The sequence below is a fragment of the Pseudomonas sp. MDV22-iso1 genome (assembly GCF_058145095.1).
This window is the reverse complement of record NZ_JBYVMF010000008.1, coordinates 1-26,643: the sequence shown is the minus strand read 5'-3', so window position 1 is coordinate 26,643 and position 26,643 is coordinate 1. Positions and strand designations below refer to the sequence as shown.

The 26,643-nt window shown below is 58.9% G+C and carries 29 protein-coding genes; 11 read left to right on the top strand and 18 right to left on the bottom strand.

What is annotated here, in order from left to right:
- Positions 1–113: 113 nt before the first annotated feature.
- A complete protein-coding gene (cysD, locus tag AC3ZVB_RS11475) occupies positions 114–1,031 on the top strand; it encodes a sulfate adenylyltransferase subunit CysD (protein WP_162439268.1) in 918 nt (305 codons plus the stop codon).
- Positions 1,032–1,040: 9 nt separating this feature from the next.
- Entirely contained in the window at positions 1,041–2,939 is a 1,899-nt protein-coding gene (gene cysN, locus AC3ZVB_RS11470; protein WP_162439269.1) for a sulfate adenylyltransferase subunit CysN, read from the top strand.
- 172 nt (positions 2,940–3,111) lie between these two features.
- Here the strand turns inward: cysN and yihG are convergent, their stop codons facing one another.
- Genes yihG through AC3ZVB_RS11455 form a run of 3 tightly spaced genes read right to left on the bottom strand, consistent with a single transcriptional unit; the run spans position 3,112 to position 6,513 of the window.
- Positions 3,112–4,017, bottom strand: coding sequence for a 1-acylglycerol-3-phosphate O-acyltransferase, YihG family (yihG, locus tag AC3ZVB_RS11465; RefSeq protein ID WP_490146590.1), 906 nt, complete (start codon positions 4,015–4,017; stop codon positions 3,112–3,114).
- Positions 4,018–6,117: a phosphate acetyltransferase gene (gene pta / locus AC3ZVB_RS11460; RefSeq protein WP_162439273.1), complete on the bottom strand. Its 2,100-nt coding sequence runs from the start codon at positions 6,115–6,117 to the stop codon at positions 4,018–4,020.
- A 57-nt stretch (positions 6,118–6,174) separates the two neighbouring features.
- The gene (locus AC3ZVB_RS11455) at positions 6,175–6,513 is read right to left on the bottom strand and encodes a DUF3565 domain-containing protein (RefSeq protein ID WP_162439274.1); all 339 of its coding nucleotides are present in this window, start codon (positions 6,511–6,513) and stop codon (positions 6,175–6,177) included.
- Here AC3ZVB_RS11455 and AC3ZVB_RS11450 point away from each other — a divergent pair.
- The 3 genes from AC3ZVB_RS11450 to AC3ZVB_RS11440 all read left to right on the top strand — a co-directional run bounded on the left by AC3ZVB_RS11450 (position 6,482) and on the right by AC3ZVB_RS11440 (position 8,863).
- Positions 6,482–6,967 carry an FKBP-type peptidyl-prolyl cis-trans isomerase gene (locus AC3ZVB_RS11450; RefSeq protein ID WP_045061434.1) on the top strand — a complete coding sequence of 162 codons (486 nt, stop codon included), beginning with the start codon at positions 6,482–6,484 and terminating at the stop codon, positions 6,965–6,967. The two genes, AC3ZVB_RS11455 and AC3ZVB_RS11450, sit on opposite strands and share 32 nt — an antisense overlap.
- A gap of 123 nt (positions 6,968–7,090) precedes the next feature.
- On the top strand, positions 7,091–7,573 hold the full coding sequence (locus tag AC3ZVB_RS11445) for a glutathione peroxidase (RefSeq protein WP_162439275.1): 483 nt from the start codon (positions 7,091–7,093) through the stop codon (positions 7,571–7,573).
- 186 nt (positions 7,574–7,759) lie between these two features.
- Entirely contained in the window at positions 7,760–8,863 is a 1,104-nt protein-coding gene (locus AC3ZVB_RS11440; protein ID WP_194691392.1) for an NADH:flavin oxidoreductase, read from the top strand.
- Positions 8,864–8,998: 135 nt separating this feature from the next.
- On the opposite strand, the gene AC3ZVB_RS11435 is transcribed toward AC3ZVB_RS11440, so the two are convergent.
- The gene (locus AC3ZVB_RS11435; RefSeq protein WP_490146589.1) at positions 8,999–10,198 is read right to left on the bottom strand and encodes a glycosyltransferase family 4 protein; all 1,200 of its coding nucleotides are present in this window, start codon (positions 10,196–10,198) and stop codon (positions 8,999–9,001) included.
- A 40-nt stretch (positions 10,199–10,238) separates the two neighbouring features.
- On the bottom strand, positions 10,239–10,991 hold the full coding sequence (gene cysZ, locus AC3ZVB_RS11430; protein WP_162439278.1) for a sulfate transporter CysZ: 753 nt from the start codon (positions 10,989–10,991) through the stop codon (positions 10,239–10,241).
- A gap of 315 nt (positions 10,992–11,306) precedes the next feature.
- Here cysZ and trxB point away from each other — a divergent pair, with 315 nt between their 5' ends.
- The gene (gene trxB / locus AC3ZVB_RS11425; RefSeq protein WP_162439279.1) at positions 11,307–12,269 is read left to right on the top strand and encodes a thioredoxin-disulfide reductase; all 963 of its coding nucleotides are present in this window, start codon (positions 11,307–11,309) and stop codon (positions 12,267–12,269) included.
- A 172-nt stretch (positions 12,270–12,441) separates the two neighbouring features.
- Here trxB and AC3ZVB_RS11420 read toward each other — a convergent pair whose 3' ends face one another.
- The 11 genes from AC3ZVB_RS11420 to AC3ZVB_RS11370 all read right to left on the bottom strand — a co-directional run bounded on the left by AC3ZVB_RS11420 (position 12,442) and on the right by AC3ZVB_RS11370 (position 21,248).
- Positions 12,442–13,725 carry an NAD(P)/FAD-dependent oxidoreductase gene (locus AC3ZVB_RS11420; protein WP_490146588.1) on the bottom strand — a complete coding sequence of 428 codons (1,284 nt, stop codon included), beginning with the start codon at positions 13,723–13,725 and terminating at the stop codon, positions 12,442–12,444.
- Between the two features lie 151 nt (positions 13,726–13,876).
- Positions 13,877–14,710 carry a transporter substrate-binding domain-containing protein gene (locus tag AC3ZVB_RS11415; protein ID WP_194691389.1) on the bottom strand — a complete coding sequence of 278 codons (834 nt, stop codon included), beginning with the start codon at positions 14,708–14,710 and terminating at the stop codon, positions 13,877–13,879.
- A gap of 44 nt (positions 14,711–14,754) precedes the next feature.
- Positions 14,755–15,483, bottom strand: a complete 729-nt coding sequence (locus AC3ZVB_RS11410; RefSeq protein ID WP_162439296.1) for an amino acid ABC transporter ATP-binding protein — start codon at positions 15,481–15,483, stop codon at positions 14,755–14,757.
- A gap of 69 nt (positions 15,484–15,552) precedes the next feature.
- Positions 15,553–16,527, bottom strand: a complete 975-nt coding sequence (locus tag AC3ZVB_RS11405) for an amino acid ABC transporter permease (RefSeq protein WP_162439282.1) — start codon at positions 16,525–16,527, stop codon at positions 15,553–15,555.
- 153 nt (positions 16,528–16,680) lie between these two features.
- Positions 16,681–17,931 carry a 2-aminoadipate transaminase gene (locus tag AC3ZVB_RS11400; RefSeq protein ID WP_490146587.1) on the bottom strand — a complete coding sequence of 417 codons (1,251 nt, stop codon included), beginning with the start codon at positions 17,929–17,931 and terminating at the stop codon, positions 16,681–16,683.
- A 234-nt stretch (positions 17,932–18,165) separates the two neighbouring features.
- Positions 18,166–18,504, bottom strand: a complete 339-nt coding sequence (locus AC3ZVB_RS11395; protein WP_490146586.1) for a HopJ type III effector protein — start codon at positions 18,502–18,504, stop codon at positions 18,166–18,168.
- Complete coding sequence (locus AC3ZVB_RS11390) at positions 18,497–18,793, bottom strand: DUF1244 domain-containing protein (RefSeq protein WP_162439285.1); 297 nt, start codon at positions 18,791–18,793, stop codon at positions 18,497–18,499. Before AC3ZVB_RS11390 ends, AC3ZVB_RS11395 begins: the two co-directional genes overlap by 8 nt.
- A 97-nt stretch (positions 18,794–18,890) precedes the next feature.
- Positions 18,891–19,262, bottom strand: coding sequence for a dihydroneopterin triphosphate 2'-epimerase (folX, locus tag AC3ZVB_RS11385; RefSeq protein ID WP_490146585.1), 372 nt, complete (start codon positions 19,260–19,262; stop codon positions 18,891–18,893).
- A gap of 2 nt (positions 19,263–19,264) precedes the next feature.
- Positions 19,265–19,825, bottom strand: a complete 561-nt coding sequence (folE, locus tag AC3ZVB_RS11380; protein WP_490146584.1) for a GTP cyclohydrolase I FolE — start codon at positions 19,823–19,825, stop codon at positions 19,265–19,267.
- Between the two features lie 20 nt (positions 19,826–19,845).
- Entirely contained in the window at positions 19,846–20,556 is a 711-nt protein-coding gene (gene folM, locus AC3ZVB_RS11375) for a dihydromonapterin reductase (RefSeq protein ID WP_490146583.1), read from the bottom strand.
- A gap of 122 nt (positions 20,557–20,678) precedes the next feature.
- Positions 20,679–21,248: a putative antibiotic biosynthesis monooxygenase gene (locus tag AC3ZVB_RS11370; RefSeq protein WP_162439289.1), complete on the bottom strand. Its 570-nt coding sequence runs from the start codon at positions 21,246–21,248 to the stop codon at positions 20,679–20,681.
- Positions 21,249–21,458: 210 nt separating this feature from the next.
- Here AC3ZVB_RS11370 and AC3ZVB_RS11365 point away from each other — a divergent pair, with 210 nt between their 5' ends.
- On the top strand, positions 21,459–22,418 hold the full coding sequence (locus AC3ZVB_RS11365; RefSeq protein ID WP_490146582.1) for a MerR family transcriptional regulator: 960 nt from the start codon (positions 21,459–21,461) through the stop codon (positions 22,416–22,418).
- 15 nt (positions 22,419–22,433) lie between these two features.
- Here AC3ZVB_RS11365 and AC3ZVB_RS11360 read toward each other — a convergent pair whose 3' ends face one another.
- Positions 22,434–23,039, bottom strand: coding sequence for a hypothetical protein (locus AC3ZVB_RS11360; protein WP_162439291.1), 606 nt, complete (start codon positions 23,037–23,039; stop codon positions 22,434–22,436).
- Between the two features lie 54 nt (positions 23,040–23,093).
- On the bottom strand, positions 23,094–23,570 hold the full coding sequence (locus AC3ZVB_RS11355) for a PAS domain-containing protein (protein WP_162439292.1): 477 nt from the start codon (positions 23,568–23,570) through the stop codon (positions 23,094–23,096).
- Positions 23,571–23,671: 101 nt separating this feature from the next.
- Here AC3ZVB_RS11355 and AC3ZVB_RS11350 point away from each other — a divergent pair, with 101 nt between their 5' ends.
- The 4 genes from AC3ZVB_RS11350 (at position 23,672) to AC3ZVB_RS11335 (ending at position 26,002) form a co-directional block, all read left to right on the top strand.
- Positions 23,672–24,127, top strand: a complete 456-nt coding sequence (locus AC3ZVB_RS11350; protein WP_490146581.1) for a flavodoxin — start codon at positions 23,672–23,674, stop codon at positions 24,125–24,127.
- Positions 24,128–24,229: 102 nt separating this feature from the next.
- Entirely contained in the window at positions 24,230–25,012 is a 783-nt protein-coding gene (locus AC3ZVB_RS11345; RefSeq protein ID WP_490146580.1) for a class II aldolase/adducin family protein, read from the top strand.
- Positions 25,012–25,914, top strand: a complete 903-nt coding sequence (locus tag AC3ZVB_RS11340; RefSeq protein WP_490146579.1) for an alpha/beta fold hydrolase — start codon at positions 25,012–25,014, stop codon at positions 25,912–25,914. Before AC3ZVB_RS11345 ends, AC3ZVB_RS11340 begins: the two co-directional genes overlap by 1 nt.
- Positions 25,838–26,002, top strand: coding sequence for a hypothetical protein (locus AC3ZVB_RS11335; protein ID WP_490146651.1), 165 nt, complete (start codon positions 25,838–25,840; stop codon positions 26,000–26,002). Before AC3ZVB_RS11340 ends, AC3ZVB_RS11335 begins: the two co-directional genes overlap by 77 nt.
- The last annotated feature ends 641 nt before the right edge of the window (positions 26,003–26,643 follow it).

Sequence of the window (26,643 nt, the reverse complement as noted above, 5' to 3'; positions counted from 1 at the left end):
TCATATACCCTTTCGATCTAGCTGGCGTCCTGATTAGAAGCAGTCGCTGTGCTAGCATTCCCCGCTCGAACACGGCCCGCTGGCCGTCCATAAGATCGTTTTCGTGAGTAGCCATGGTCGACAAACTGACGCATCTGAAACAGCTGGAGGCCGAAAGCATCCACATCATCCGCGAGGTCGCCGCCGAGTTCGATAACCCGGTGATGCTGTACTCCGTCGGTAAAGATTCCGCCGTGATGCTGCACCTTGCGCGCAAGGCGTTCTTCCCGGGCAAACTGCCGTTCCCGGTGATGCACGTCGACACCCGGTGGAAGTTCAAGGAGATGTACGCATTCCGCGATCGCATGGTCGAAGAGCTCGGCCTGGACCTGCTGGTGCACGTGAACCCCGATGGTGTTGCGCAGGGCATCAACCCGCTGACCCACGGTAGCGCAAAGCACACCGACATCATGAAAACCGAAGGCCTGAAGCAGGCTCTCGACAAGTACGGCTTCGACGCTGCTTTCGGTGGTGCCCGTCGTGATGAAGAGAAGTCTCGCGCCAAAGAGCGCGTGTATTCCTTCCGCGATACCAAGCACCGCTGGGACCCGAAGAACCAGCGTCCAGAACTGTGGAACGTCTACAACGGCAACGTCAACAAGGGTGAATCCATCCGTGTGTTCCCGTTGTCGAACTGGACCGAGCTGGACATCTGGCAGTACATCTACCTCGAAGGCATCCCGATCGTGCCGCTGTATTTCGCCGCCGAGCGCGACGTCATCGAGATGAATGGCACCTGGATCATGATCGACGACGAGCGCCTGCTCAATCACCTGAGCGACGAAGACAAGAAGCGTATCGTCAAGAAGAAAGTCCGTTTCCGTACACTGGGTGACTACCCGCTGACCGGTGCGGTCGAGTCCGAGGCCACCAGCCTGACCGACATCATTCAGGAAATGCTCCTGACGCGAACTTCCGAACGCCAGGGCCGGGTCATCGACCACGATGGCGCAGGCTCGATGGAAGAAAAGAAACGTCAGGGTTATTTCTAAGGGGTTGTCATGTCGCACGTATCTGATTTGATCAGCGAGGACATCCTCGCCTACCTGGGCCAGCACGAACGCAAGGAAATGCTGCGCTTTCTGACCTGTGGCAACGTCGATGACGGCAAGAGCACCCTGATCGGGCGCCTGCTGCACGACTCCAAGATGATCTACGAAGATCACCTGGAAGCCATCACCCGCGACTCGAAAAAAGTCGGCACCACTGGCGACGATATCGACCTGGCGTTGCTGGTCGACGGCCTGCAGGCCGAGCGGGAGCAGGGCATCACCATCGATGTTGCCTACCGCTACTTCTCCACCGCCAAGCGCAAATTCATCATTGCCGACACCCCTGGCCATGAGCAGTACACCCGCAACATGGCCACGGGTGCTTCTACCTGTGACCTGGCGATCATCCTGATCGATGCCCGTTACGGCGTGCAGACTCAGACGCGTCGCCACAGTTTTATCGCCTCGTTGCTGGGTATCAAACACATCGTGATCGCCGTCAACAAGATGGACATCAATGGCTTTGATGAAACCGTCTTCGAGTCGATCAAGGCCGATTACCTGAAGTTCGCCGAAGGCATCGCCTTCAAGCCGACCACCATGGCGTTCGTGCCGATGTCGGCGCTCAAGGGCGACAACGTCGTGAACAAGTCCGAGCGCTCGCCGTGGTACACCGGCCAGTCGCTGATGGAAATTCTCGAGACCGTCGAAATCGCCAGCGACCGCAACTACACCGACCTGCGTTTCCCGGTGCAGTACGTCAACCGTCCGAACCTGAATTTCCGTGGTTTCGCCGGCACCCTGGCCAGCGGTGTCGTGCACAAGGGCGACGAAGTCGTTGTGCTGCCGTCGGGCAAAAGCAGCCGTGTGAAATCCATCGTCACCTTCGAAGGTGAGCTGGAACACGCAGGTCCAGGTCAGGCGGTGACGCTGACCATGGAAGACGAGATCGACATCTCCCGCGGCGATTTGCTGGTGCACGCCGATAACCTGCCGCAAGTGACCGACGCCTTCGACGCCATGCTGGTGTGGATGGCCGAAGAACCGATGCTGCCGGGCAAGAAATACGACATCAAGCGCGCCACGACGTACGTGCCGGGTTCGATCACCAGCATCGTCAACCGCGTTGATGTGAACACCCTTGAAGAAGGTCCGGCCAGCTCGTTGCAGCTGAACGAGATCGGTCGCGTCAAGATCAGCCTCGACGCCGCTATCGCGCTGGACGGTTACGCAAGCAACCGCACCACCGGTTCGTTCATCGTCATCGATCGCTTGACCAACGGTACTGTCGCCGCCGGCATGATCATCGCTCAGCCGCTGGCACATGGCAGCAGCACGCATCACGGAAAACTGGCTCACGTTGCCACCGAAGAGCGTGCCCAGCGCTTCGGCCAGCAGCCGGCCACCGTGCTGTTCAGCGGCTTGTCGGGCGCGGGCAAAAGCACCTTGGCTTATGCGGTTGAACGCAAGCTGTTCGACATGGGGCGTGCGGTGTTTGTGCTGGATGGCCAGAACCTGCGTCACGACCTGAACAAAGGTCTGCCACAGGATCGCGCCGGTCGTACCGAGAACTGGCGTCGTGCGGCGCACGTTGCGCGTCAGTTCAACGAAGCCGGCTTGCTGACGCTTGCGGCCTTCGTGGCACCGAGTGCCGAAGGTCGTGAGCAAGCCAAGGACCTGATCGGCAAGGAACGTCTGCTGACGGTCTACGTCCAGGCCTCGCCGACGGTCTGTGCCGAGCGTGACCCACAAGGTCTGTACGCAGCGGCCGGGGATAACATCCCGGGCGAATCCTTCCCGTTCGACGTGCCGCTGGATGCCGACCTCGTGGTCGATACCCAAGCGCTGTCGCTGGAAGAAAGCGTCAAGCAAGTGCTGGATCTGCTGCGCCAGCGCGGCGCGATCTAAGCGTTAGCCGCTAATAAGAAACCCGCCGATGAGTGATCATCCGGCGGGTTTTTTTGTTTCGGATCAACTCGGGCAACTGTAGGAGTGAGCCTGCTCGCGATAGCGGTGGATCAGTCGACGTAAACTCTGAATGTACGACCGCTATCGCGAGCAGGCTCACTCCTACAGGAGATCAGTGTCTGCCTGGATATTCGCGATGCATCTGCTCCAGCAACGCATCCTTGTCTTCCCACAGCTGATTGATCCAGCCCTGGAACTGCAATCGGTACTCTCCATCCTGGTCGTAATTCTTGCCAATGAACTGCGGCGGAATCTTCAGCTCCTGAAAATGCACCACCACGTCCTTGACGTTCCCGCACAACAGATCCCAATACCCCGGACGACCGCCTGGATAGTGAATGGTCACATTGACGATGGATTCGAGCTGCTCACCCATCGCATCGAGTACGAAGGCAATACCACCGGCCTTGGGCTTGAGCAGGTACTTGAACGGTGACTTCTGTTGCGCATGCTTGCCTTCGGTGAAGCGCGTGCCTTCGACAAAGTTGAAAATACCCACCGGGTTATTACGAAACTTGTCGCAGGTCTTGCGGGTGGTTTCCAGGTCTTTGCCTTTCTTCTCCGGGTGCTTTTCCAGGTACGTCTTGGAGTAGCGCTTCATGAACGGAAAGCCCAGGGTCCACCACGCCAGACCAATCACCGGCACCCAAATCAGCTCTTGCTTGAGAAAGAACTTCAGCGGCTGGATGCGACGGTTGAGCACGTACTGCAGCACCATGATGTCGACCCAGCTCTGGTGGTTGCTGGTGATCAGATACGAATGCTGATAGTCCAGCCCCTCGAGGCCACTCAGGTGCCAGCGAGTACGGCAGACGAGGTTCATCCAGGCCTTGTTGTTGCTGATCCAGGCTTCGTGCGTATGGCTCATCAGCCAGCGCGTGAATCGCTGGGTCAAGGCGAAAGGCAGTGCCTTGAAGATCGCCACGCAGAACAGGAATGAGCAGAGCAAAATGGTATTGAGTGCCAGCAGTATCGATGCAATCACACCGCGCACGGCGGCAGGCAGGAAATCCAGCATTTAAAGATCCATAGGTCGGTTGGCAGCTTGGATCGCGGTCAACGCGATGGTGTACACAATGTCATCGACCTGCGCGCCGCGTGGCAGGTCGTTCACCGGTTTGCGCAGGCCTTGCAGCATCGGGCCGAGGCTGACGCAATCGGCACTGCGCTGCACGGCTTTGTGCGTGGTGTTGCCGGTGTTCAGGTCGGGGAACACGAACACCGTGGCGCGACCGGCCACCTGGCTGTTCGGCGCCAGTTGCCGGGCCACGGTTTCGTTGGCGGCGGCGTCGTACTGCAACGGGCCGTCGATCAGTAGAGAATGCTGCTGCTCGTGGGCAAGCAACGTCGCTTCGCGCACCTTCTCGACTTCTTCACCGCTGGCTGATTCGCCACTGGAGTAGCTGATCATGGCTACCCGTGGCGTAATGCCGAACGCGGCCGCCGAGTCAGCACTTTGCAGCGCGATTTCGGCCAGTTCGCTGGCACTCGGATGCGGGTTCATCACGCAATCGCCGTACACCAGCACTTCTTCCGGGAACAGCATGAAGAACACCGACGACACCAGCGTGCAGCCCGGTGCGGTCTTGATCAACTGCAAGGCCGGGCGGATGGTGTTGGCGGTGGAGTGAATGACGCCAGAGACGAGGCCATCGACTTCATCCAGCGCGAGCATCATGGTGCCGATAACCACAGTGTCTTCCAGCTGCTGCTCGGCCATCGGTGCATTGAGGCTTTTGCTTTTGCGCAGTGCGACCATCGGTTCGACGTAGCGCTCGCGGATCAGGTCCGGGTCGAGAATTTCCAGTCCCGGCGGCAGCTCGATGCCTTGCGCGCGAGCCACCGCTTCGACGTCCTCGGGTTTGGCCAGCAGTACGCAGCGGGCAATCCCGCGTGCCTGACAAATCGCCGCCGCCTGGACGGTCAACGGCTCGCTGCCTTCGGGCAGGACGATACGTTTGTTGGCCGCCTGGGCCCGCTGGATCAATTGATAACGGAATACGGCAGGCGACAGGCGCATTTCCCGTGGCGTGCCGCAGCGCTGGTGCAGCCAGTTGGCGTCGAGGTGGCTGGCGACGAAATCGGTGATGATCTCCGCGCGCTCACGGTCGTCAATCGGGATTTCCTTGTTCAATCCGTTCAGCTGGTTGGCGGTGTCGTAGGAACCGGTGCTCACCGACAGCACAGGCAAGCCAGCCTGCAGCGCGCCTCGACACAAATCCATGATGCGCGGATCGGGCAGGGTATCGCTGGTCAGCAGCAGGCCGGCCAATGGTACGCCGTTCATGGCGGCGAGGCTGACAGCGAGAATGATGTCGTCGCGATCGCCTGGGGTCACCACCAGTACACCGGGCTTGAGCAGCTCCACGGTGTTGCGCATGGTGCGGGCGCAGATAATGATTTTGGTCATGCGCCGGGTTTCGTAGTCGCCGGCATTGAGAATCTGTGCGCCCATCAGATCGGCGACGTCGCGGGTACGCGGTGCATTCAGTTCCGGCTGGAACGGGATGCAGCCCAGCAGACGGAAATCGCCGCTGCGCAGCAACGGCGAGTGTTCTTTCAGGCGCGAGGCGAAGACGTCCATGCTTTCGTCGGTCTTGACCTTGTTGAGGATCACACCGAGGACTTTCGGGTCCTTCGGACCGCCGAACAATTGCGCCTGCAATTCGACGCGACCGGACAGTTCGGTCAACACCTCGTTTTCCGGCGCCGACACCAGGATCACATCAGCGTCCAGGCTCTTGGCCAGGTGCAGATTCACCCGCGCGGCGTAGCTGGCGCTGCGGGTTGGCACCATGCCTTCGACGATCAGCACGTCCTTGCCGATAGCGGCCTGCTGGTAGAGGGTGATGATTTCTTCGAGCAATTCGTCGAGCTGACCATCGCCCAGCATCCGCTCGACATGCGCCAGGCCCAGCGGTTGAGGCGGTTTCAGACCATGGGTACGCGCCACCAGTTCGGTGGAGCGTTCCGGTCCTGTATCACCAGGGTGCGGCTGGGCAATCGGTTTGAAAAAGCCGACCTTGAGACCGGCGCGCTCGAGCGTACGCACCAGCCCGAGGCTGATGGAGGTCAGACCCACGCCAAAATCGGTGGGGGCGATAAAAAAAGTTTGCATGCGGATTCTCTAAGGGAGCGCAGGGGTGACCCTCTATATCTGACGGTCTACCGAAATTCAGTCGCCAAGGTTATCGCTAACCGAGCCTTGTGCGCACCAACCACAATCAAAGGGTTGGCCTATTTTTTCATTACGCAGCGATGGGTCCATGACCCAGGCCCGGGATTGCCACGGCGGCTGGTGACGCAGGTGCTGGGTATGACCGCAGGAAAGCTCGGCCACCCAGTGGCCGTCCTCGTCCTGATGGAAACCTGTGACCGTAGAGTTCTGTGCTGCCATCCGTCTGTCCGGGTTGTGTTCGCTTTCGGGCGATTGCTTCGCTAAACTTGGTCTTTCTATATTCTTATGCAAAAGGTCTCGCCCCATGCTGATCGCCGCCAATAAGGCTGTCTCCATCGACTATACCCTGACCAACGATGCTGGTGAGGTCATCGACAGCTCCGCCGGCGGCGCGCCGCTGGTTTACCTGCAAGGCGCAGGTAACATCATCCCGGGCCTGGAAAAGGCACTGGAAGGTAAAGCCGTTGGTGATGAACTGACTGTTGCCGTAGAACCGGAAGATGCCTACGGCGAATACGCTGCCGAACTGGTCAGCACCCTGAGCCGCAGCATGTTCGAAGGCGTTGATGAGCTGGAAGTGGGCATGCAGTTCCACGCTTCCGCTCCGGACGGCCAAATGCAGATCGTGACCATCCGCGACCTGGACGGCGACGACGTCACTGTCGACGGCAACCACCCGTTGGCCGGTCAGCGCCTGAATTTCCAGGTCAAGATCATCGACATCCGTGATGCGAGCCAGGAAGAAGTCGCTCATGGCCACGTCCATGGCGAAGGTGGCCATCACCACTGATTTTCTGCGCTAAGCTCAGAGAACTGGAGAGGCGCCCGAGGGCGCCTTTTTTAGTCCGCGGTTGTCCATGGCAGCGCCGCCAGGTGGCTGTTTCGAGCAGAACACGGGAATTTGGAGTTCGTCATGAGTGCTTTTCACGACCTTAAATTGACAGCCCTGGATGGTCAGGAGCTACCTCTGGCGCCTTTCAAAGGGCGCGTCGTGCTGGTGGTCAATGTTGCCTCCAAATGTGGCCTGACCCCGCAATACGCGGCGCTGGAAAACCTTTACCAGCAATTCAAGGACAAAGGCTTCAGCGTACTGGGCCTGCCGTGCAACCAGTTTGCCGGACAGGAACCGGGTACCGAGCAAGAGATCCAGGATTTCTGCAGCCTGAACTATGGCGTGACCTTTCCGTTGTCCAGCAAGCTGGAAGTCAACGGGCATGATCGTCATCAGTTGTATCGTCTGCTGGCAGGCGAGGGTGCCGAATTCCCGGGCGACATCACCTGGAATTTCGAGAAGTTCCTGCTGGGCAAGGACGGCCGTGTGTTGGCCCGGTTTTCGCCGCGCACGGCGCCGGACGATCCGACGATCGTTCACGCGATTGAAAAAGCGCTGAGCTAGAAGATCAAAAGATCGCAGCCTGCGGCAGCTTCTACGGGGATACGCATTCCATGGTAGGAGCTGGCGCAGGCTGCGATCTTTTGTTTCTGCCTTTTGACTCTAAATCACCAAAATCAATAATACTTCCCATCCCATTGCGCCCTCCATATTATAGCCGTCATAAAGTCTATCCCGTGGAGCGTTCCCATGCCCGTAAAAGCCCTGTTCAAACCGTTCCACCTCGGCACCCTCGAATTGCCGACCCGCGTCGTCATGGCCCCCATGACCCGCTCGTTCTCGCCGGGTGGCGTGCCTAATTCCAAAGTCATCGAGTACTACCGTCGTCGCGCGGCGGCGGGCGTGGGCCTGATCATCACCGAAGGCACCACCGTCGGCCACAAGGCCTCCAACGGCTACCCGAACGTGCCGCATTTCTACGGCGAGTCGGCGTTGGCGGGCTGGAAGAAAGTGGTCGATGCGGTGCACGCAGAAGGCGGCAAGATCGTTCCGCAACTGTGGCACGTCGGCAGCGTTCGTCGTATCGGTACCGAGCCGGACGCCAGCGTGCCGGGTTATGGCCCGTCGGAAAAATTGAAAGACGGCCAGGTCGTGGTCCACGGCATGACCAAGCAGGACATCCAGGACGTCATCGCCGCCTTCGCCCAGGCCGCGAAAGACGCGCAGAGCATCGGTATGGACGGCGTGGAAATTCACGGTGCCCATGGCTACCTGGTGGACCAGTTCTTCTGGGAAGGCAGCAACCAGCGCACTGATGAATACGGCGGCAGCCTGGCCAACCGTTCGCGTTTCGCCATCGAATTGATCCAGGCCGTGCGCGCCGCAGTGGGTGAAGGTTTCCCGATCATCTTCCGTTTCTCGCAATGGAAACAGCAGGATTACACCGCGCGTCTGGTGCAAACCCCGGAAGCGCTGGGTGAGTTCCTCCAGCCGTTGTCTGACGCGGGTGTGGATATTTTCCACTGCTCGACACGTCGTTTCTGGGAGCCGGAGTTCGACGGTTCGGAACTGAACCTCGCGGGCTGGACACGCAAGCTCACCGGCAAACCGACCATCACCGTGGGCAGTGTCGGCCTGGACGGCGAGTTCCTGCAGTTCATGGTCAACACCGACAAGATCGCGCAGCCGGCCAGCCTGGAAAAACTGCTGGAGCGTTTGAACAACGATGAGTTCGATCTGGTAGCGGTGGGTCGTGCGCTGCTGGTCGATCCGGACTGGGCGCAAAAAGTACGCGACGGTCGTGAAGAAGACATCCTGCCGTTCAGCCGTGAGGCGTTGATGACGCTGGTTTAAGTCGCATTTGAACTGACGCCATCGCTGTCAAGCCAGCTCCCACAGGGTTTTGTGCCGGTCACATAACGTGTGAACATCCCGGAACACTGTGGGAGCGGGCTTGCCCGCGATGGCGGCGTCGAGGTCTACAAATAATCAAGGTACTGTCGGCGCATTCGGCACCACCAACTCCCCCACACAAGCCCCCCGCAACTGCCCTTCGAACTGTTCGATAATCGCCGGCCAACCCTGTCGACTGGCGTGCTGTCGGGCATTCAGCCTGACGCAACGCAAGGTTTCGCGCTCCTCAAGCAACCACGTCGCCGCATCGCAAAATGCATCCTCATCCCCTGGCATCGCCAGCACACCGTTGTAGCCATGACGAATATGTTGCGCCGCTGCGGCCTGATCGTAAGCCACCACGCCCAGCCCCGAAGCCAGCGCCTCCAGCACCACGTTGCCAAACGTCTCGGTCAGGCTGGGGAACAGAAATACATCCCCCGACGCATAGTGACTGGCCAGCGCTTCACCGCGTTGTGCGCCGCAGAAGATCGCTTCGGGTAATTCCTTTTCCAGCGCCACACGCTGGGGCCCGTCGCCAATCACGATCAGTTTGAGATTCCTCTGTGGATAACTTGCCTTCAGCGTGTCGAAACAGCGTTTGAGCAGACCCAGATTCTTCTCGGGCGCCAGACGGCCGACATGGATCACGGCGATGTCGCGCTCGGCCAGTCCCCACTGTTCGCGTAACGCCGTCAGCCGTTTGGTGGGATGGAACAATTGGCTGTCGACCCCACGAGACAACAACGCCAGGCGCTCGAAATGCCGACGCTCCAGCTCCATCCGCTGGCTCACACTGGGCACCAGGGTCAGGTTCGAGCGGTTATGAAACCAGCGCAGGTAATGAGTCAGCAACCGCGTCAACAGTCCAAATCCATACTGGCTGGAATACTGCTGAAAGTTGGTGTGAAAACCACTCACCACCGAAATGCCCAGACGCCGCGCAGCGCGCAATGCAGAGAGTCCGAGCGGTCCTTCGGTAGCGATGTAGAGCACGTCCGGCCGATGACGTTTCCAGCGGCGCAGCAACTTGTGCATCGACGACTGTCCCCACTGCAAACCCGGATAACCCGGCAAAGGCCAGCCCCGGCACAACAGAAGATCATCGTTGCTGCCGGTTTGCCGGTCACAACCCTGCCGGGGCCGCACCAGCTCCACTTGATGCCCGCGCGCGCGCAAACCGTCGCACAGACGGCCAAGGGTATTGGCCACGCCGTTTATTTCGGGAGGGAACGTTTCGGTGATCAGGGTGATATGCAGAGCTGTCGTCATGGCCTCAGTGTCGGCTGAGGCCATGTCGTCGTCATGACGGTGTGATGATGGATTTGTGACGGGATCAGCGTTGGGTCACCAGGTTTTCCGCGCCGCGTTCTCGCACCCAGAACAGGGTCGCGCCGGCCACGGCGGCCGGCATCATCAGAATGTTGACTACCGGAATCAGCAACACCAGATAAACACTGCCGCCGAAGCTCATGCTCTGCCAGCGTTTCTGGCGCAGCCAGGCGAGCATCTCGTTCCAGCCGAGCTTGTGGTTGTCCGCCGGGTAGTCGATGTACTGGATCGCCATCATCCACACCCCGAACAACAGCCACAGTGGCGCGGCAATAATGTTCACCACGGGGATAAACGACAGGATGAACAACCCGATTGCCCGCGGAAGAAAATAACCGAGCTTGCGCATTTCCCGAGCCAGGGTGCGCGGAATCATGGCAATCAGTTCGCCCCAGCTGAACGCCGGGAAGTCATCAGTGCCGCGCACCACCACTTCAACCTTCTCCGCGAGAAAGCCGTTGAAGGGGGCGGCAATGATGTTAGCCAGCATGGTGAAGGTGAAAAACACCATCAGCACCACCAGCACGACAAAGAGCGGCCACAGGACATAGCTTAGAAAACTCAGCCACTCGGGCAGGGACGGCATCAGCGTATCGACCCACAGGCTGAATTGATGGCTGGCCAGATAGATCAATCCGACGAACAGCACCAGGTTGATCACCAGGGGGAGCAACACAAACAAACGCAGACTCGGGCTCAGGACCAGCTTGAGGCCTTCGCGCAGGTATTGCGGGCCGGACAGAACGGGGGCGGGCATATCGTGCTCCGAGCAAAGGGAAAACGCGCCGACCTTACCGGCTTTGCCCAAGAGGCGAAAGCGCGGCAGCGACATCGACATCAACTGTAACAAAGGCGCCTGAATATGCGCGGCGATGGCATAGAGACCACCTATGAGCTGGATTGTTAATCCGTATTTCCTTAATCTTCGCCCCCTCGATACGCTGCACCCATTCTTTTTTCAGGACTGTCGAGTTCAAGCCTTCCCCAAGTGCTTTCAACGGTCCTTTTTTATTCCCGCCGGCAACCCGGCGTTCCGCGCCAGATGTTTCGGCCCGGTCAACAGGAGCAGGTCATGTCTGAAGTCCGTCATTCGCGAGTGATTATTCTCGGTTCCGGCCCTGCCGGTTACAGCGCCGCGGTCTATGCCGCCCGTGCCAACCTCAAGCCACTGCTGATCACCGGCATGCAAGCCGGCGGTCAACTGACCACCACCACTGAAGTCGATAACTGGCCGGGCGACGTCCACGGCCTGACCGGCCCGGCGCTGATGGAACGCATGAAAGAGCACGCCGAGCGCTTTGAAACCGAGATCGTTTTCGATCACATCAATGCCGTCGACTTCGCTTCCAAGCCTTACAGCCTGACTGGCGACAGCGCCACCTACACCTGCGACGCGCTGATCATCGCGACCGGCGCCAGCGCTCGTTACCTGGGCCTGCCGTCGGAAGAAGCGTTCATGGGCAAAGGCGTTTCGGCCTGCGCGACCTGCGACGGTTTCTTCTATCGCAACAAGCCAGTGGCTGTGGTCGGCGGCGGCAACACCGCTGTTGAAGAAGCCCTGTACCTGGCCAACATCGCCAGCACCGTGACCCTGATCCACCGTCGTGAAACCTTCCGCGCCGAGAAGATCCTGATCGACAAGCTGAATGCACGCGTGGCTGAAGGCAAGATCATCCTGAAGCTGAATTCGAACCTGGACGAAGTTCTGGGTGACAACATGGGCGTGACCGGTGCTCGCCTGAAGAACAACGACGGTAGCTTCGACGAGCTGAAAGTCGACGGCGTGTTCATCGCCATCGGCCACACGCCGAACACTTCGTTGTTCGAAGGTCAGCTGACGTTGAAAGACGGCTACCTGGTCGTGCACGGCGGCCGTGAAGGCAATGCGACTGCCACTAACCTCGAAGGTATCTTCGCGGCCGGTGACGTGGCTGACCACGTTTACCGCCAGGCCATCACCTCCGCTGGTGCCGGCTGCATGGCGGCACTGGATGCCGAGCGTTACCTGGACGACCTGCAGAACGCCAAGTTCTGAAATCGCTGAAATGAAAAAACCGGCCTCGGCCGGTTTTTTTCTGTCCACAAAATATGCGGCCTACACCAACCTTTGTGGGAGCTAGCCTGCTAGCGATGGCGTGTCAGTCACATCAATGTAGCTGACACACCATCGCTAGCAGGCTAGCTCCCACAAGGGGTATGCAGCGGCCTCAACCCTTGAAGCGCTCCTGCACGAAGTCCATGACCTTCAACGACTGATAGATCGCATTCGCCGCCACCCGTCCAAACGGACCGCCATTCCAGTCCAGCAGGTACGGCTTGAACAGTTCATATCGCAAACTCTCCCCGCACACCGCCTCGGCGATCACCCGGCCGCCGATCGAGCCGGTGTTCAAACCATGACCGCCAAACGAAGTGCACGCCCAGACGCCCGGTTCCAGCAAGCCCAGGTTAGGCATTTTGTTGGTGGAGTAACCCATCAGGCCGGACCAGGCGAGATCGATTTTCACTGCGGCCAGCTGCGGGTACACCGCAACCATGTCCGCCTTGAGCATGGCCGCCAGGGCTTTCTCGTTCTGTTCATTGCGCGTGGTGATGCGGCCACCCCACAGCAAGCGGTCGCCTTCTACGACGCGGTAATAGTCCGATGCACGTCGGTCGTCAGAGAACGCAGCACCGGAGTCCAACACTGTCTTGATCGAGTCACCCAGGTGTTCGGTCAGCACCACGTAGGTGGCGATAGGCAGGTAGGCGCGACTGAGTTTCTGCAGCTCCGGTCCCCCGTAGCCGCCGGCGCAGAACACCAGATCCTTGCAGCGCACACTGCCGCGCGTGGTCTTGACGATTTTGTCCGCACCTTCGCGCTGCCAGGCGAGCATCTTCGAATGTTCGAAAATCCTGCCGCCAGCTGCTTCAATGGCGAGGGCCAGGCCCAAACAATAATTCAGCGGGTGGAAATGCAGGGCGTTCGGATCTTCGACACCCTGGAAGTAGCGCAGCGTGTGAGCCCGCTCGCGGACCTGGGCAGTGTCGAGGAAATTGAGTTCATAGCCGAAGTCACGGCGCATGGTGTCGATGTGGTTTTTAATGCTGGCGCCATCGTCGTAGCGCTTGACCCGAATCGTACCGGCGGACGGCGCGCAGCCCGTCAGGGCGAGTTCCGAGATGTTGTGGCGGACGATCTCCACGCCTTCGACAGACATCTGGAACAGCGAGCGTGCGTGTTCCAGCCCGAGTTTTTTACGGATCGCGCCAGACCCTTCCGCCCAGCCCGGCGACACCACGCCGCCATTGCGACCGGATGCACCCCAGGCCACCTGATGGGCTTCGAGGATGATCACGCGTTTGCCGCGTCGGGTCAGTTCCAGTGCGGCGGTGAGGCCGGCGATCCCCGCGCCGATGATGCACACGTCGCAGGTTTCATCGGTGTTCAATTCGGCCCGGGCCGCGCGGGGCAGCGAGGTTTGGGAATACCAGGTGTTGGGAAAGGACATGGTCAATCCTTGAGAAATTAGTCGCCGTACATCAACACTGTAGGAGCGAGCTTGCTCGCGATGGACGTCAACGATAACGCGCACTGTCTGGATGTACGCGTCGCCCTTGAGTTTTTCGCGAGCAGGCTCGCTCCTACAGGGGGCAGAGTGTTTACTTGACGGTCGAGTAATCCACGCCATACCACTTGTTCGACAGCTTGGTCAGCGTGCCGTCCTTGTGCATTTCGCCGATGATTTCACCGAGCTTGGCCTTCAACTCCGGATCACCCTTGTCGGTGGCAACGGCCAGTGGCTCGTAGAACGCGACATCGTTGTCGACGGCGCGCAGCGGGTAGCCCTTCTTGACGGCGGCGTCCAGCGTGCTGCGTTGCGTGAGAATGGCGTCCAGTCGAGCGCCGTCGCCCAGGCGCAGATCGTCCAGCGGTCCGACGGAACCGGCGTAGGTCTTCATTTTTTCTGTTTTCACGTCGTAGACAACAGGCGGCACATCCGTGGTTTCAATGGCCAGCGCCTGGCTGAAATAGTCCTCGGACGTGGTGCCACCTTCGACGCCGATGGTTTTGCCATTGAGCGCCTTGTGGTCAGTGACCTTGGATTTGTCATGCACCGCAAAGACGTAAGGCACGTAGTAATAGGTGCCCGGGAAATCAAGAATGCGCGCGCGACTTTTGGTTGCGGTCATCGAACCCACGGACATGTCCCAGCGACCGTTCCACTTGCCGGCGGTGATCACGTCCCAGTCGGGCGTGATGAACTTGACCTCGACCCCGAGACGCTTGGCGATCTCCTTGGAAACGTCGATGTCAAAACCGTCGATTTCATTTTTGTCGTTGATAAAGCCCTGAGGAGGCCAGGTCGCCGACGTGGCGACGGTCATGGTTTTACTGCTCTGAATCTTGTCCAGCACTGCGCCAGCGTTGGCGGCACCAACGAACAACAGCGACAGTGCGGCGGTGAGGGTGATTACGCGTTTACTTCTGACCATGTCCATCTCCATGTCTCGTTATTGTTATGAGGGCAAAGCGGTCTTCAGTGGCCGATGATTTGCGACAGGAATTTCTGCGCGCGTTCGGTCTGTGGGTTATTGAAAAATTCGGCGGGGGTCGCTTGTTCGATGACCTGACCCTGGTCCATGAACAGCACGCGATCGGCGACCTTGCTGGCGAAACCCATTTCGTGGGTCACGCAAATCATGGTCATGCCATCGGTAGCCAGTTCGCCCATCACGTCCAGCACTTCGTGGACCATTTCCGGGTCGAGGGCAGAGGTCGGTTCATCAAACAGCATCACTTTGGGATTCATGCACAGGGCGCGGGCAATCGCCACGCGCTGTTGCTGGCCGCCGGACAACTGCGACGGGTATTTGTCGGCGTGTTCGGCGATCCGCACGCGCTCCAGGTAGACCTGAGCGCGTTTTTTCGCTTCCGCGCTCGACACGCCTTGCACCAGTTGTGGCGCCAGGGTCAGGTTGTCCATCACGCTCAAATGCGGGAACAGGTTGAAGCTCTGGAACACCATTCCGATCTCACTGCGCACGGCGCTGACGCTTTCTGCCTCGCTGGTGAGGGTGATGCCGTTGACCTGAATGTGGCCTTTCTGGAAATTCTCCAGATGGTTGATGCAGCGGATCATCGTCGACTTGCCCGAACCCGACGGCCCGCACACCACCAGGATTTCGCCGGTGGCCACGGTCAGGTCGACATCGCGCAACGCGTGGAAATTGCCGTACCACTTGTTCAGGCCAGAGATGGAAATCATCGCAGGGCTGGCTAACGCAGGGGACGCCAGGTCGAGTCGCTCAGCGGTATTGGTTCGAGTCATCACACATCAACCCCTTGCCGTGGATCGATTGACCCGTTTTTCGATTCGCGCCTGCACCCGTTCGAGGATGAACGACAGCGCCCAGTAGATCATCGCGGCAGTGATCAACATTTCCAGGTGGCGGAAGTCCGCACGGCCCTGGGTCTTGGCCAGGTACATCAACTCCCAGACGCCGATCACCGACACCAGGGAACTGTCCTTGAGCATGGCGATGAACTGGTTGCCGGTGGGCGGGATGATCACGCGCAAGGCCTGGGGCATGATCACCCGGCTCAACGTTTTGAACGGGCTGATGTTCAGGGCCCGGGACGCTTCCCACTGGCCGACCGGAATGCTCTGGATGCCCGCACGGAAAATCTCGGTCATGTAGGCGCCGTAGCACAGCGACAGGGCGAGGATGCCGGCGGGCACCGCGTCGACGACGTAGCCCAGTTGCGGCAGGCCGAGGTAGATCAGGTAAATCTGTATCAGCAGCGGCACACCGCGAAAGAACGAGGTGTAGAACGAGGCCAGTGCATTGGCCAGGCCGTTGCTCGACAGCTTGGCGACCGCGCCGATCAGCGCCAGGACGAAAGCAATCACGATCGCGACGGCTGAGATGTACAGCGTGGTGGCGGCACCCTGGATGATCAGGAAACCGATCTTGTCGAGAATGAAGCTGTAGGAGAGGTCGAAGGTATCGAAGAACGCCAGGAAAAGGATCAGCAGTTCGACCCAGACGACGGTGGTCTGGACCTTGAACTTCAATCGTCCGAGGACGTGGAAGTTCAGTGTGCCGAGTACGGCAATGGCCAGGCCGATGGCGATGTTGCGAGCGGTCAGGCTGTCCGGGGTATCGCCCAACAGGGGCTGGAGAAAGTGGCTGAGGGCGCTGTTACCGAGATTCATCAGGTAGGCGCCCAGGAAAAGCACTACGGCTACGCCGAGCAGGAACTGTGGATCATTGGACTTTTTCTTATAAATTATATTGTCGTGATACATGACTGCCTCAGCTGATAGGTGGTGATGATCTCGCTTGATAGAGGGGGGCGTTGGCTAATCCGATTGGTCGGTCGCCTCCGAGTATTGCGATGCATTTTCAGGGACTGCAAGCGAACATAATTCGCTACGTCAGTCCCTGAGCTCATTTTGCTATCAGCGCAGTTTCGCCAGGCACCGCTCGAGGATGTCCAGGCCTTCCTCCAGCACGGCGGCTTCTGTGGTCAGCGGCGCCAGCAAACGAATGATGTGGCGCGACTTGCCGCTTGGCATCAGCAGCAGGCCGGCGTCCCGGGCCATGACCAGTAGCTGAGTCAACTGGGCCGATGCCGGTGAGCCATCGGCATTGATCAGTTCGATTCCCCGCATCGCACCGACCCCGGTCAAGCGACCCAGGTAGGGGGAAAGCGTGTTGGCGCGCCAGGATTCGTAGCGGCTGACGATGGCTTCTTCCTGTTGCGAGCCCCAGGCCTGCAGGTTCGCATCGGTCATCTCGTCCAGGGTCGCCAGCGCGGCGGCGCAGGCGATCGGATTACCGGAATAGGTCCCGCCCAGTCCGCCCTTGGGCAATGTGTCGAGCAACGTCTTGCGCCCGACCACCGCACCCAGTGGTAGGCCGCCGGCGATACTTTTGGCGAGCAGGATCAGGTCCGGCTCGATACCCAGGCGCGAAAACGCGAAGCGCTGTCCGGTACGACCGAAGCCGGACTGGATTTCATCGGCGATCAACACAATGCCTTTCTCATCACAGAAACGTCTCAGCGCCTGGGCAAACTCCACGTCCATCGCCAAAAAGCCCGCTTCACCCTGCACCGGCTCGACGATAAAGCACGCCACATCCTCGACATCGATTTCGACGCTGAACAGACGGTCCATGGCTTTCAGGGCCTCGGCGCAGGTCACGCCGTTGTCCTTGCTCGGGAAGGGCAGGTGATACACCGGGCCAGGCAGCACGCCGACTTTCTGTTTGTAGGGTGCGACTTTGCCGTTGAGGTTGAGGGTGGCCAGGGTGCGGCCGTGGAAGGCGCCGTCGAAGGCGATCACCGCGGTACGACCGGTGGCGCCGCGCACGATCTTGAGGGCGTTTTCCGCGGCTTCCGCGCCGCTGTTGGTGAGCATGCCGCTGACCGGATAGCCCACGGGAATAAACGCCGTCAGACGCTCCATCAATTCAATGTAGGGCGAATGAGGGGCGGCATTAAACGCATAGTGAGTCAGCCGGGTGGCCTGTTCGCGAATGGCGTCGACGATGCGCGGGTGGCAATGGCCGAGGTTAAGCACGCCAATGCCGCCGACAAAGTCGATGTAGCGCTTACCCTGGGTATCCCAGACCTCGGCATTTTTGCCGTGGCTGAGGGTGACGGGATGGACGATGTTGATCGACTGACTGACGGATTCGCTGCTCATGGATGACCGACTCTGAAGAAGGGATGCTTCTTTTATCTAAGCCGTGAGCAGCGGTACCCGGCAAACGAAATAAAGTTGCCGGATCAATCTTAAAAGTCGGGAAGTGGGTTGAGAGATGAATTATTAAAGATCAAAAGATCGCAGCCTCGTTTCACTCGACAGCTCCTACAGGAAATGTGCGATCCCCTGTAGGAGCTGTCGAGTGAAACGAGGCTGCGATCTTGTGATGTCGAATCAGCGGCGGGTCAGTGGCTGCGCGGTGAACTTCACACCGGCCAATCCATGCGCCATCAACGCCCGAATATTCCCGTGATCGCTGCCTTCAGGCGTCGCAACCACCGAACGGTAATGCTCGCCGAACGCCAACAGGGCTTCTTCATCGCTCAAGCCTTCCAGCAGCGCCATGCCCAGGGTCTTGCACGATCCTTCGTTCTGCCCGGCAGCGTTCTCCACGCCACCGTTGTTGAACGCCTGGGGCTGATAGTCGTAACCGGCGGATATGAAGGACAGGGTGTCGGCAAAAACGTGTTCGCCGCTGTTGAGGCTGGCGCGCAGGGTGTTCAGATCACTCATGGGGTTTTCCTTTGGCAAACGCCGCGTGTTGTTCGGCGCTGGCTTCTTGCTGGTATTGGGCTTTCCACTCGGCGTACGGCATGCCGTAGACGACTTCACGGGCGTCATCGAGGCTGACATCGATCTGGCGTTCGTCCGCTGCAGCCTTGTACCACTTGGACAGGCAATTACGGCAGAAACCGGAGAGGTTCATCAGGTCGATGTTCTGCACATCCTTGCGGCTATCAAGGTGGGCGACCAGCCGGCGGAAGGCGGCGGCTTCAAGTTCGAGGCGTTGTTGCTCGGTCATGGGAGTCTCTGCGAGACAGCTTCAAGCGGCAAGCTTCAAGCTGAAGGATGGGTTTGCGGTGGCTGGAAGTTTACAACTTGCCGCTTGAAGCTAGTAGCTAGCGGCTCGCTGCAAGCGTAATCGACACTGACTCGGCGAAACGCAAGGCGTGGGGCTTGTCGACTTCGACCTCGGCGTACAGCACCGACTCGTTGACCATGATCAGATCGAGAATTTCCTGGGTCAGGCGTTCGAGCAGGGCAAAGCGGTTGCCCTCCACGTGAGCGATGATCGCTTTGGTGATGGTGCGGTAGTTCAGCGCGTGATCGATATCGTTGTCGCGCACCGCTTCCTGGGCCGCGTACAGGATGGTCAGATTGATCAGTACGTCTTGCTTGTTGAGGATCTCGTCCTCGTTGATTCCGATGAAGGTGCGCAGACACAGGTCCTTGACCCGGATGCGTGCCATTCCTGGCTGAATTTGTGGCATTGCTACTTGCTCCGTCCAATCAATTGCAGGAATTCCTGGCGGGTATTGCTTGAGTCGCGGAAGGCGCCAAGCATCACCGAGGTGTTCATGGTTGAATTCTGTTTCTCGACGCCGCGCATCATCATGCACATGTGCTTCGCTTCAATGACCACGGCAACGCCGGCGGCGTTGGTCACCTGTTGCACTGCGTCGGCGATTTGCCGGGTCAGGTTTTCCTGGATCTGCAGGCGACGGGCGAACATGTCCACCAGCCGCGCGATTTTCGACAGGCCCAGCACCTTGCCTGTAGGAATATAAGCCACATGGGCCTTGCCGATGAAGGGCAACAGGTGATGCTCGCACAACGAATACAGCTCGATATCGGCAACGATGATCATCTCATCGGTGTCCGAGGCGAACAGCGCGCCGTTGACGATCTCTTCGACACTTTGCTCGTAACCATGACAGAGGTACTGCATAGCCTTGGCGGCGCGTAGCGGTGTATCTCGCAGGCCTTCGCGTTCGGGGTTTTCGCCAAGACCGATGAGGATCTCGCGATAGTTTTGAGGCAGGGATAGCGTCATGGAACATCCTCGCGGGGCACTTACTTGAGGTGCCTTCCGCCATTGACGGTCAGAGTCGTGCCGGTGACATAAGGGTTGTCGAGCAGATAGCGCAGGCTTTGGTAGATCACTTCGCCGCCGGGTTCGATGCCCAGCGCGGACTTTGCCAGCGCCTTGGCGCGGTACGCTGCGTCGTCGTCAGGGTTGAACAGTAGCAGGGCCGGCGCGATACCGTTGACCTTGATTGCCGGCGCGTACTTTGCGGCGAAGGACAGTGTCAGGCTGTCGAGCCCGGCTTTGCTGGCGCAGTAGCCAATGTGCTTGCTGCTGCCCTTGCGGGTCACGTCATCGCTGATGTGCACGATGTCGGCGGGGCTTGAACGCTGGAGCAAGTCAACACAATGCAGGTTGATCAGGTATGGCGCCAGCATGTGAACGTTAAACATCCGGCTGAACGCCACTGCATCGGTGTCCGGGGTTTCGGCGAGCCATTCGGAGGCGTTGTGAATAATTGCCCGCAGGCAGTCGGTATGGGTTTTCAGTTCGGCGATGAACGCGAGGATGCCGGCTTCGCTGGAGAAATCCGCGAACACGGCCGTCGCGCCCAAGTCGCGCAAGGCCTGTACGCCTGGGCGTTCACTGCGGAAAGTGAAGATTACCGCGTGGCCGTCTTCGAGCAGGCGCCGGGCACAGTGCAGGCCAACACGCTGACCTGCGCCGGTAATGAGAATAGGAGCTTCGGAAGAGGTCATGAACGGCTCGCATCGCGGTGAGAGCAAAACTATACCAGCGACGAGGCAAGTCCACCCCTGTCCCGTAGGCGCAAAGCTTGCTCACGATAGCGGTTCCGCTTCAGCACCCGATGCCGAAAGGCTCAATGATTTTGCGTTGAGGTTTTCACGGACAAAGGTCGCGCCGGTGTGTTGTTCAGCCAGCCGGCCAGCAAACGGGTCGACAACGGAATGAAGAGGTAAACCATCAACGGCGTCAGGCACAGCGTGCTGATGAACACTCGCGGCAACAGGCTCATCTCGCCGAGCAACGGTCCCACTGCATAGTTGAACAGCAATGAAACCGGGAAGAACGCCAGCCAGATCGCCACCGCTTGTTTCCAGCGAGGCGGACGGGCGCCGACGGCACCAAACCAGCCTTCGATACCACTGACTCGATGCTCCGTGGGATGGGCGAACAAGTCGCTGCCGCGCTCAAGCCAGGCGGTGCGCGAGGCGGAGTGCTCCCATGCGTGCATGGTCTGCTCGTTTTCGAAGCGGAAGATGATCTGGAATTCGTTATCGCCGGGCGGCGGAGCAAGCACGCCTGAACCGAGATAACCCTGGAAGTCGGTGGCCAGCTGTTCGCCTTCGCGTAGCCAGGCCATCAGGTCCTGATAGCGGCCATCGGCGACGCGGCGCGCAACCATCAGCGTGACGGGTGAGGTAGACATCATGTATCTCCGTAAGACAAATGCGTCACTCCGGGTAGGAGTTTCGCCAGACTCAGCACCGGGGTATTGGGCTGCGCCTTGAAACAAGCAAGGATTATTCCTGATTCTGGATATTTCGCCAGTGTCTTTCATCGCTCATCAATGGCTTGGAAAGTCAGGGGCCTGGAGGAGTAGACTACGTTCGATATCGAACATGGAAGTGAACGCCAAATGCCTGCACACACTGACATTGCACCCGATGCGTTGCACGCGCGCTCATTGGAACAGGAAGAGTTGTTCCCTATTCGTGAAGTCGCACGCCTGACCGGCATCAACCCGGTCACTCTACGCGCCTGGGAGCGTCGCTATGGCCTGATTCAACCAACGCGCACCGAAAGCGGGCATCGGCTGTACTCGATGTCCGATATCGAAAAGGTTCGCAGCATCCTCGGCTGGATCGAACGCGGCGTTGCGGTCAGCAAGGTCGGCAAGATCCTGGCCAGGACCGAACCCCTTCAGGTGCTCGCGAAAATCATTCCGGATGAACTGATACAGGCCGATTACATTCAGTGGCAACAGCAAGTCCAGGCCGCGGTGAGTGCGTTTGACGAAGTGAAGCTCGAGCAGGTTTATGGGCAGATCTTCTCCAGTTACCCGCTTACGGTGGTCTTCCAGGACATCCTGATCCCGCTCTGGAAGCAACTGTTAAGGCGCCATGAGGCATTCGGTCAGACCAGCGAGTGGCTTTTTCTGGATGGTTTTCTTCGTTCCCGAGTGTTGCAACGGCTGCTGCTGGTGCGTGTGCTGCAACCGCGTCGGGTCATTGTGTGTGCCTTGGATGAGCAGGTCCGCGAACTCGATGTGCTGATCACGGCGCTGTATCTCAGCCATGTCGACTCGGCGATGCAGTTGCTGTCGATCGGTCAACCATTCGATGAACTGACGCTTGTCTGCGAAAGGGTAAAACCCCAGGCGCTGATCCTGGTGTCCAATCACGCCCCCGCTGCTGATTTGGCCCGTCGTCTGAACCGTCTGGTCCTGAGCCTGGATTGTCAATTGTTGCTGGCCGGTGATGCATCGGACCTGGCGCAGGAAAGCCTGGCCGGGTCGTCGGTCGGGTGTCTGGGTAATGAGGGGGCCGTGATGCGCCAGCGCTTGAAGCAGTTTCTGGCGGGTAATCTGGATACTTGATCGAACGATGCAGGATCAGAGATGCAGGGCGGGGTGAGTCAGCCGATGCTGTTGAAGGATGAACTGGCGCAGGCGCTCGGTTTCGTCCTTGTCGCTCTGGCTCAACTGATAAGCGAAGAAGCCATTCTCGGTTTCTCGCTCAAACGTGCCGCGCAACGCGATTCGTTCATAGCCTGAGGGGCTGAACCACAGCGAAAAATGCTTTGGCGGTTTGGTCTTGTTGCGCACTTCCAGCAAAATCCCTTTGAACGACACCTCATGCACCCACATCGTGCCGGGCTGGCCGTTGGCATTTTCCAGGGCCACCGGCTCCTCAAGGACCAGGCGCCACGGCCGGACCATGGGGCCATCTTCATAGATGCTGGGTACACCCAGGCGCAAATGCAGCGCGTGAAATTCGTCTTCCACCAGGTGCAGCGGAAAGGTCATTTGCTGATTTTCGAAGTTGGCCTGGATGGTGACTTGCTCATTCGCAGCAAGGCGCGTGAGCAAATCACGGATTTGCGAACCACCGTTAACGAGCAGGCTCGACGTCGCATCCCGCATATTGAGCTGCGGGTTGTGTTGCATGGTCTGGATGAAATCCAGCTCATCCTGGGTCAGGAGCGCGTCGCGGTGCATGATCCACTCGAAGGATATAGTTACAAAGTCACTGGTGATTGTAGTTAATGACAATTATTTCGCGATTTTGTTTTGGCCATTCGTCGCATTTATTGCAGCAAGCTGCGCCTGGACCTCGGCGAGCTGCGCTTCCAGCTGCGCTACACGCTGCTGCGCTTTGACCTGGACGCTCACATCTTTCTGTACACCCACGAAATAGGTCATCCCGTCGCTTGGATTTTTTACTGTAGAAAGCGACAGTTCATTCCAGAATGGTGTGCCGTCCTTGCGATAATTGCGCAGGATTTCCCGGCAAGACCCGCCGCTTTTCAATGTCTGGCGAATGATTTCAATGGCCTGCTGGTCACGGTCTCCAGACTGCAGAAAGCGGCAATCCTGATAAAGGATTTCTTCGCTGGTGTACCCGGTCAGCCGTTCGAAGGCCGGGTTCACGTAAATCAGGATGTTGTCCTGCTCACCTTCCTTCTCGGCAATGACGATACCGTCGTTGGAGGCGTTGATGACCAGTTGAAGCAGCTGTGCGTTGATCATTGAAGAATCCCTTCCTTTTTGATGACTAGCCGCATTCTAAAAGAACATTGCCAAGGCTGCTGTTAACATCCCGTTTTTTTATTCAGTACAGGATCAGATTGATGAAAGTCGCCATCCTTTCCGGCTCGGTGTACGGCACGGCTGAAGAAGTCGCCCGCCACGCTGCAGGTATTTTGAAAGCCGCGGGCCATGACGCCTGGTACAACCCTCGCGCCAGCCTGGCCGATGTCCAGGTCTTTGGCCCCGACGCTTTTCTGGCGGTGACGTCGACCACCGGCATGGGCGAGCTGCCCGATAATCTTCAGCCCTTGTACTTCGCCATCCGCGACCAGTTGCCGGCAGCCTGGCGTGGTTTGCCGGGGGCGGTGATCGGCCTGGGAGACGCGAGTTACGGCGATACGTTCTGCGGCGGTGGCGAGATGATGCGCGAACTGTTCGGCGAATTGGGCATTCGCGAAGTGCTGCCGATGCTGCGTCTGGATGCCAGCGAAAGTGTGACCCCCGAAACCGACGCCGAGCCTTGGCTGGGGGAACTGGTCGACGCATTGCGTAACTGACTCGTACGGCCATCAAGCTGGCTGCCAATGCAACTACGCGAACCTCGGGGGCTGACTAGACTGCTGACACGTGCAAAACAATAAGAACAGGAGTTCCTTGTCGTGAGCGTAGCCCCCGTCCAGTTCCCCCCTAACGTCAAAGAACAGGTCAGCGCTGCCGAGTGGCAGACTCGCGTCGATCTGGCTGCCTGCTATCGGTTGGTCGCCCAGCATGGCTGGGATGATCTGATCTTCACGCACATTTCGGCCAAGGTGCCCGGCACTGAAGACTTCCTGATAAACCCGTATGGGCTGATGTTCCACGAGATCACTGCATCGAGTCTGGTCAAGGTCGATCAGGCCGGGAACAAGCTGATGGACAGCCCCTACGAGATAAACCCGGCGGGATACACCATCCACAGCGCCGTGCATGAAGTGCGTCACGATGTTGTCTGTGTCTTGCACACCCACACGGCCGCCGGTGTCGCGGTGTCGGCGCAGAAGCAAGGCATTTTGCCGATCAGCCAACAGTCGTTGTTTGTCCTGTCCAGCCTGGCCTATCACGCCTACGAAGGTGTTGCGCTCAACCATGAAGAGAAAGCGCGGCTGCAGTCCGATCTGGGTGAAAGCAACTTCATGATGCTGCACAACCACGGGCTGATGACGTGCGGCAGCAGTATCGCTGACACCTTCCTGATGATGTTCATCTTCCAGCGCGCCTGCGACATCCAGGTGCTGGCGCAAAATGGTGGTGCCGAACTCATCGCCATCCAGCCGCAGATTCTGGCGGGGGCCAAGGCAATGATTGCAGGCGTCACCAAAAGTGCTCAAGGGATGGGTGGCGCACTGGCCTGGCCAGCGTTGCTACGCAAACTCGATCAACAAGACCCGGGTTATAAACTCTAATGCCACTCGCCGAGATTCCCCTGTGTGTCTGGCGCAAACGCGGCCAGACGTTTGATTTCCGTGGCCAATCCATTCGTTACTGGACGGCGGGGCAGGGTGAGCCGTTATTGCTCATCCATGGCTTTCCGACTGCCAGCTGGGACTGGCATTACCTGTGGCAGCCGTTGGCGCAGCGTTATCGGGTGATTGCGTGCGACATGCTCGGTTTCGGCGATTCGGCAAAACCGGCGAACCACGAATACAGCCTGTTGGAGCAGGCCGATTTGCAGCAGGCACTGCTGGCGCACTTGAGCGTCAAGCAACCGGTGCACCTGCTGGCTCACGATTATGGCGACAGCGTTGCTCAGGAACTGTTGGCCCGGCACTACGAAACGGGCATTGATCTGGCCAGCTGCGTGTTCCTCAATGGCGGCCTGTTTCCCGAAACCCATCGGCCGATACTCATGCAGAAGCTGTTGCTCAGCCCCTTGGGCTGGATGATCGGTCGCGCCTTTTCCCGGGATAGTCTGGTGAAGAGTTTTCGACAGATCTTCGGTCCACAGAGTCGACCCAGCGAAAGCGAGATGGATGATTTCTGGAGCCTGATCGACACGAATCGCGGGCCACGGATCATGCACAAATTGATCAGCTACATTCCTGAGCGACGTGCGCAGCGAGATCGCTGGGTCACTGCGATGCAGCGCAATGAAGTGCCGGTGCGGGTGATCGACGGTGAAGCCGACCCGATTTCCGGCGGGCACATGGTCGAGCGCTATCGGGAGCTGATTCCAGACCCTGACACGGTGCTGTTGTCCGGTATCGGTCATTACCCGCAGATCGAGGCGCCTGCGCAGGTGCTCAAGCATTATCTCGAGTTTCGCGACAACCTGGTTTCACCGACGCGCAAAGTGGCGTGTTCCTGAAAAGATCGCGGCCTCGATTTACTCTGTAGTTTTCCTGATGGACCCGGATCAAATTGTAGGAGTGAGCCTGCTCGCGATGGCGGTCTGATCGGCAACGGATTTTTTGCTGGTGTACATATCCTTCCTGCGGTTACGGCGGCTTCACCTGTGGGAGCCGAGCTTGCTCGCGATGGCGGCCTGATCGGCGGCGAGATTCTTGCTGGTGTACATATCCATTCCTGCGGTCACGGCTGCTATTGGTTTCGCCCTTACGGCGAGTCACTTGGAAGAGCGCCAAGTAACCAAACGCTCTTGCCCCTTTCGTCCGGTGCCTCGCCTGGGCTCGGCATACCCTCGCTCCGGTCCTGCTCCGTGGGCCCGCCGCGATCGGCCATCCATGGCCGTGCGCGGCTAACCCGGCATCCATGCCGGGTTACCCACTGCGCAAAACCTACGCTCGGCCTTCCCATGGGGCAAGAAGATCAAAAGCAGATCAAAAACAAAGCGAGGCGGCCTGACAGCCGTCCTGACTTTCGAAGCGCACGCGTTCTCCTGTGGGAGCTGGCTTGCCAGCGATGACGGCCTGACAGCCGATCGATATTTTCCTGATGGACCCGGATCAAACTGTAGGAGTGAGCCTGCTCGCGATGGCTGCCTGATCGGCGGTGAGATTCTTGCTGGAGTACATATCCATTCCTGCGGTCACGGCGGCTATTGGTTTCGCCCTTACGGCGAGTCACTTGGAAGAGC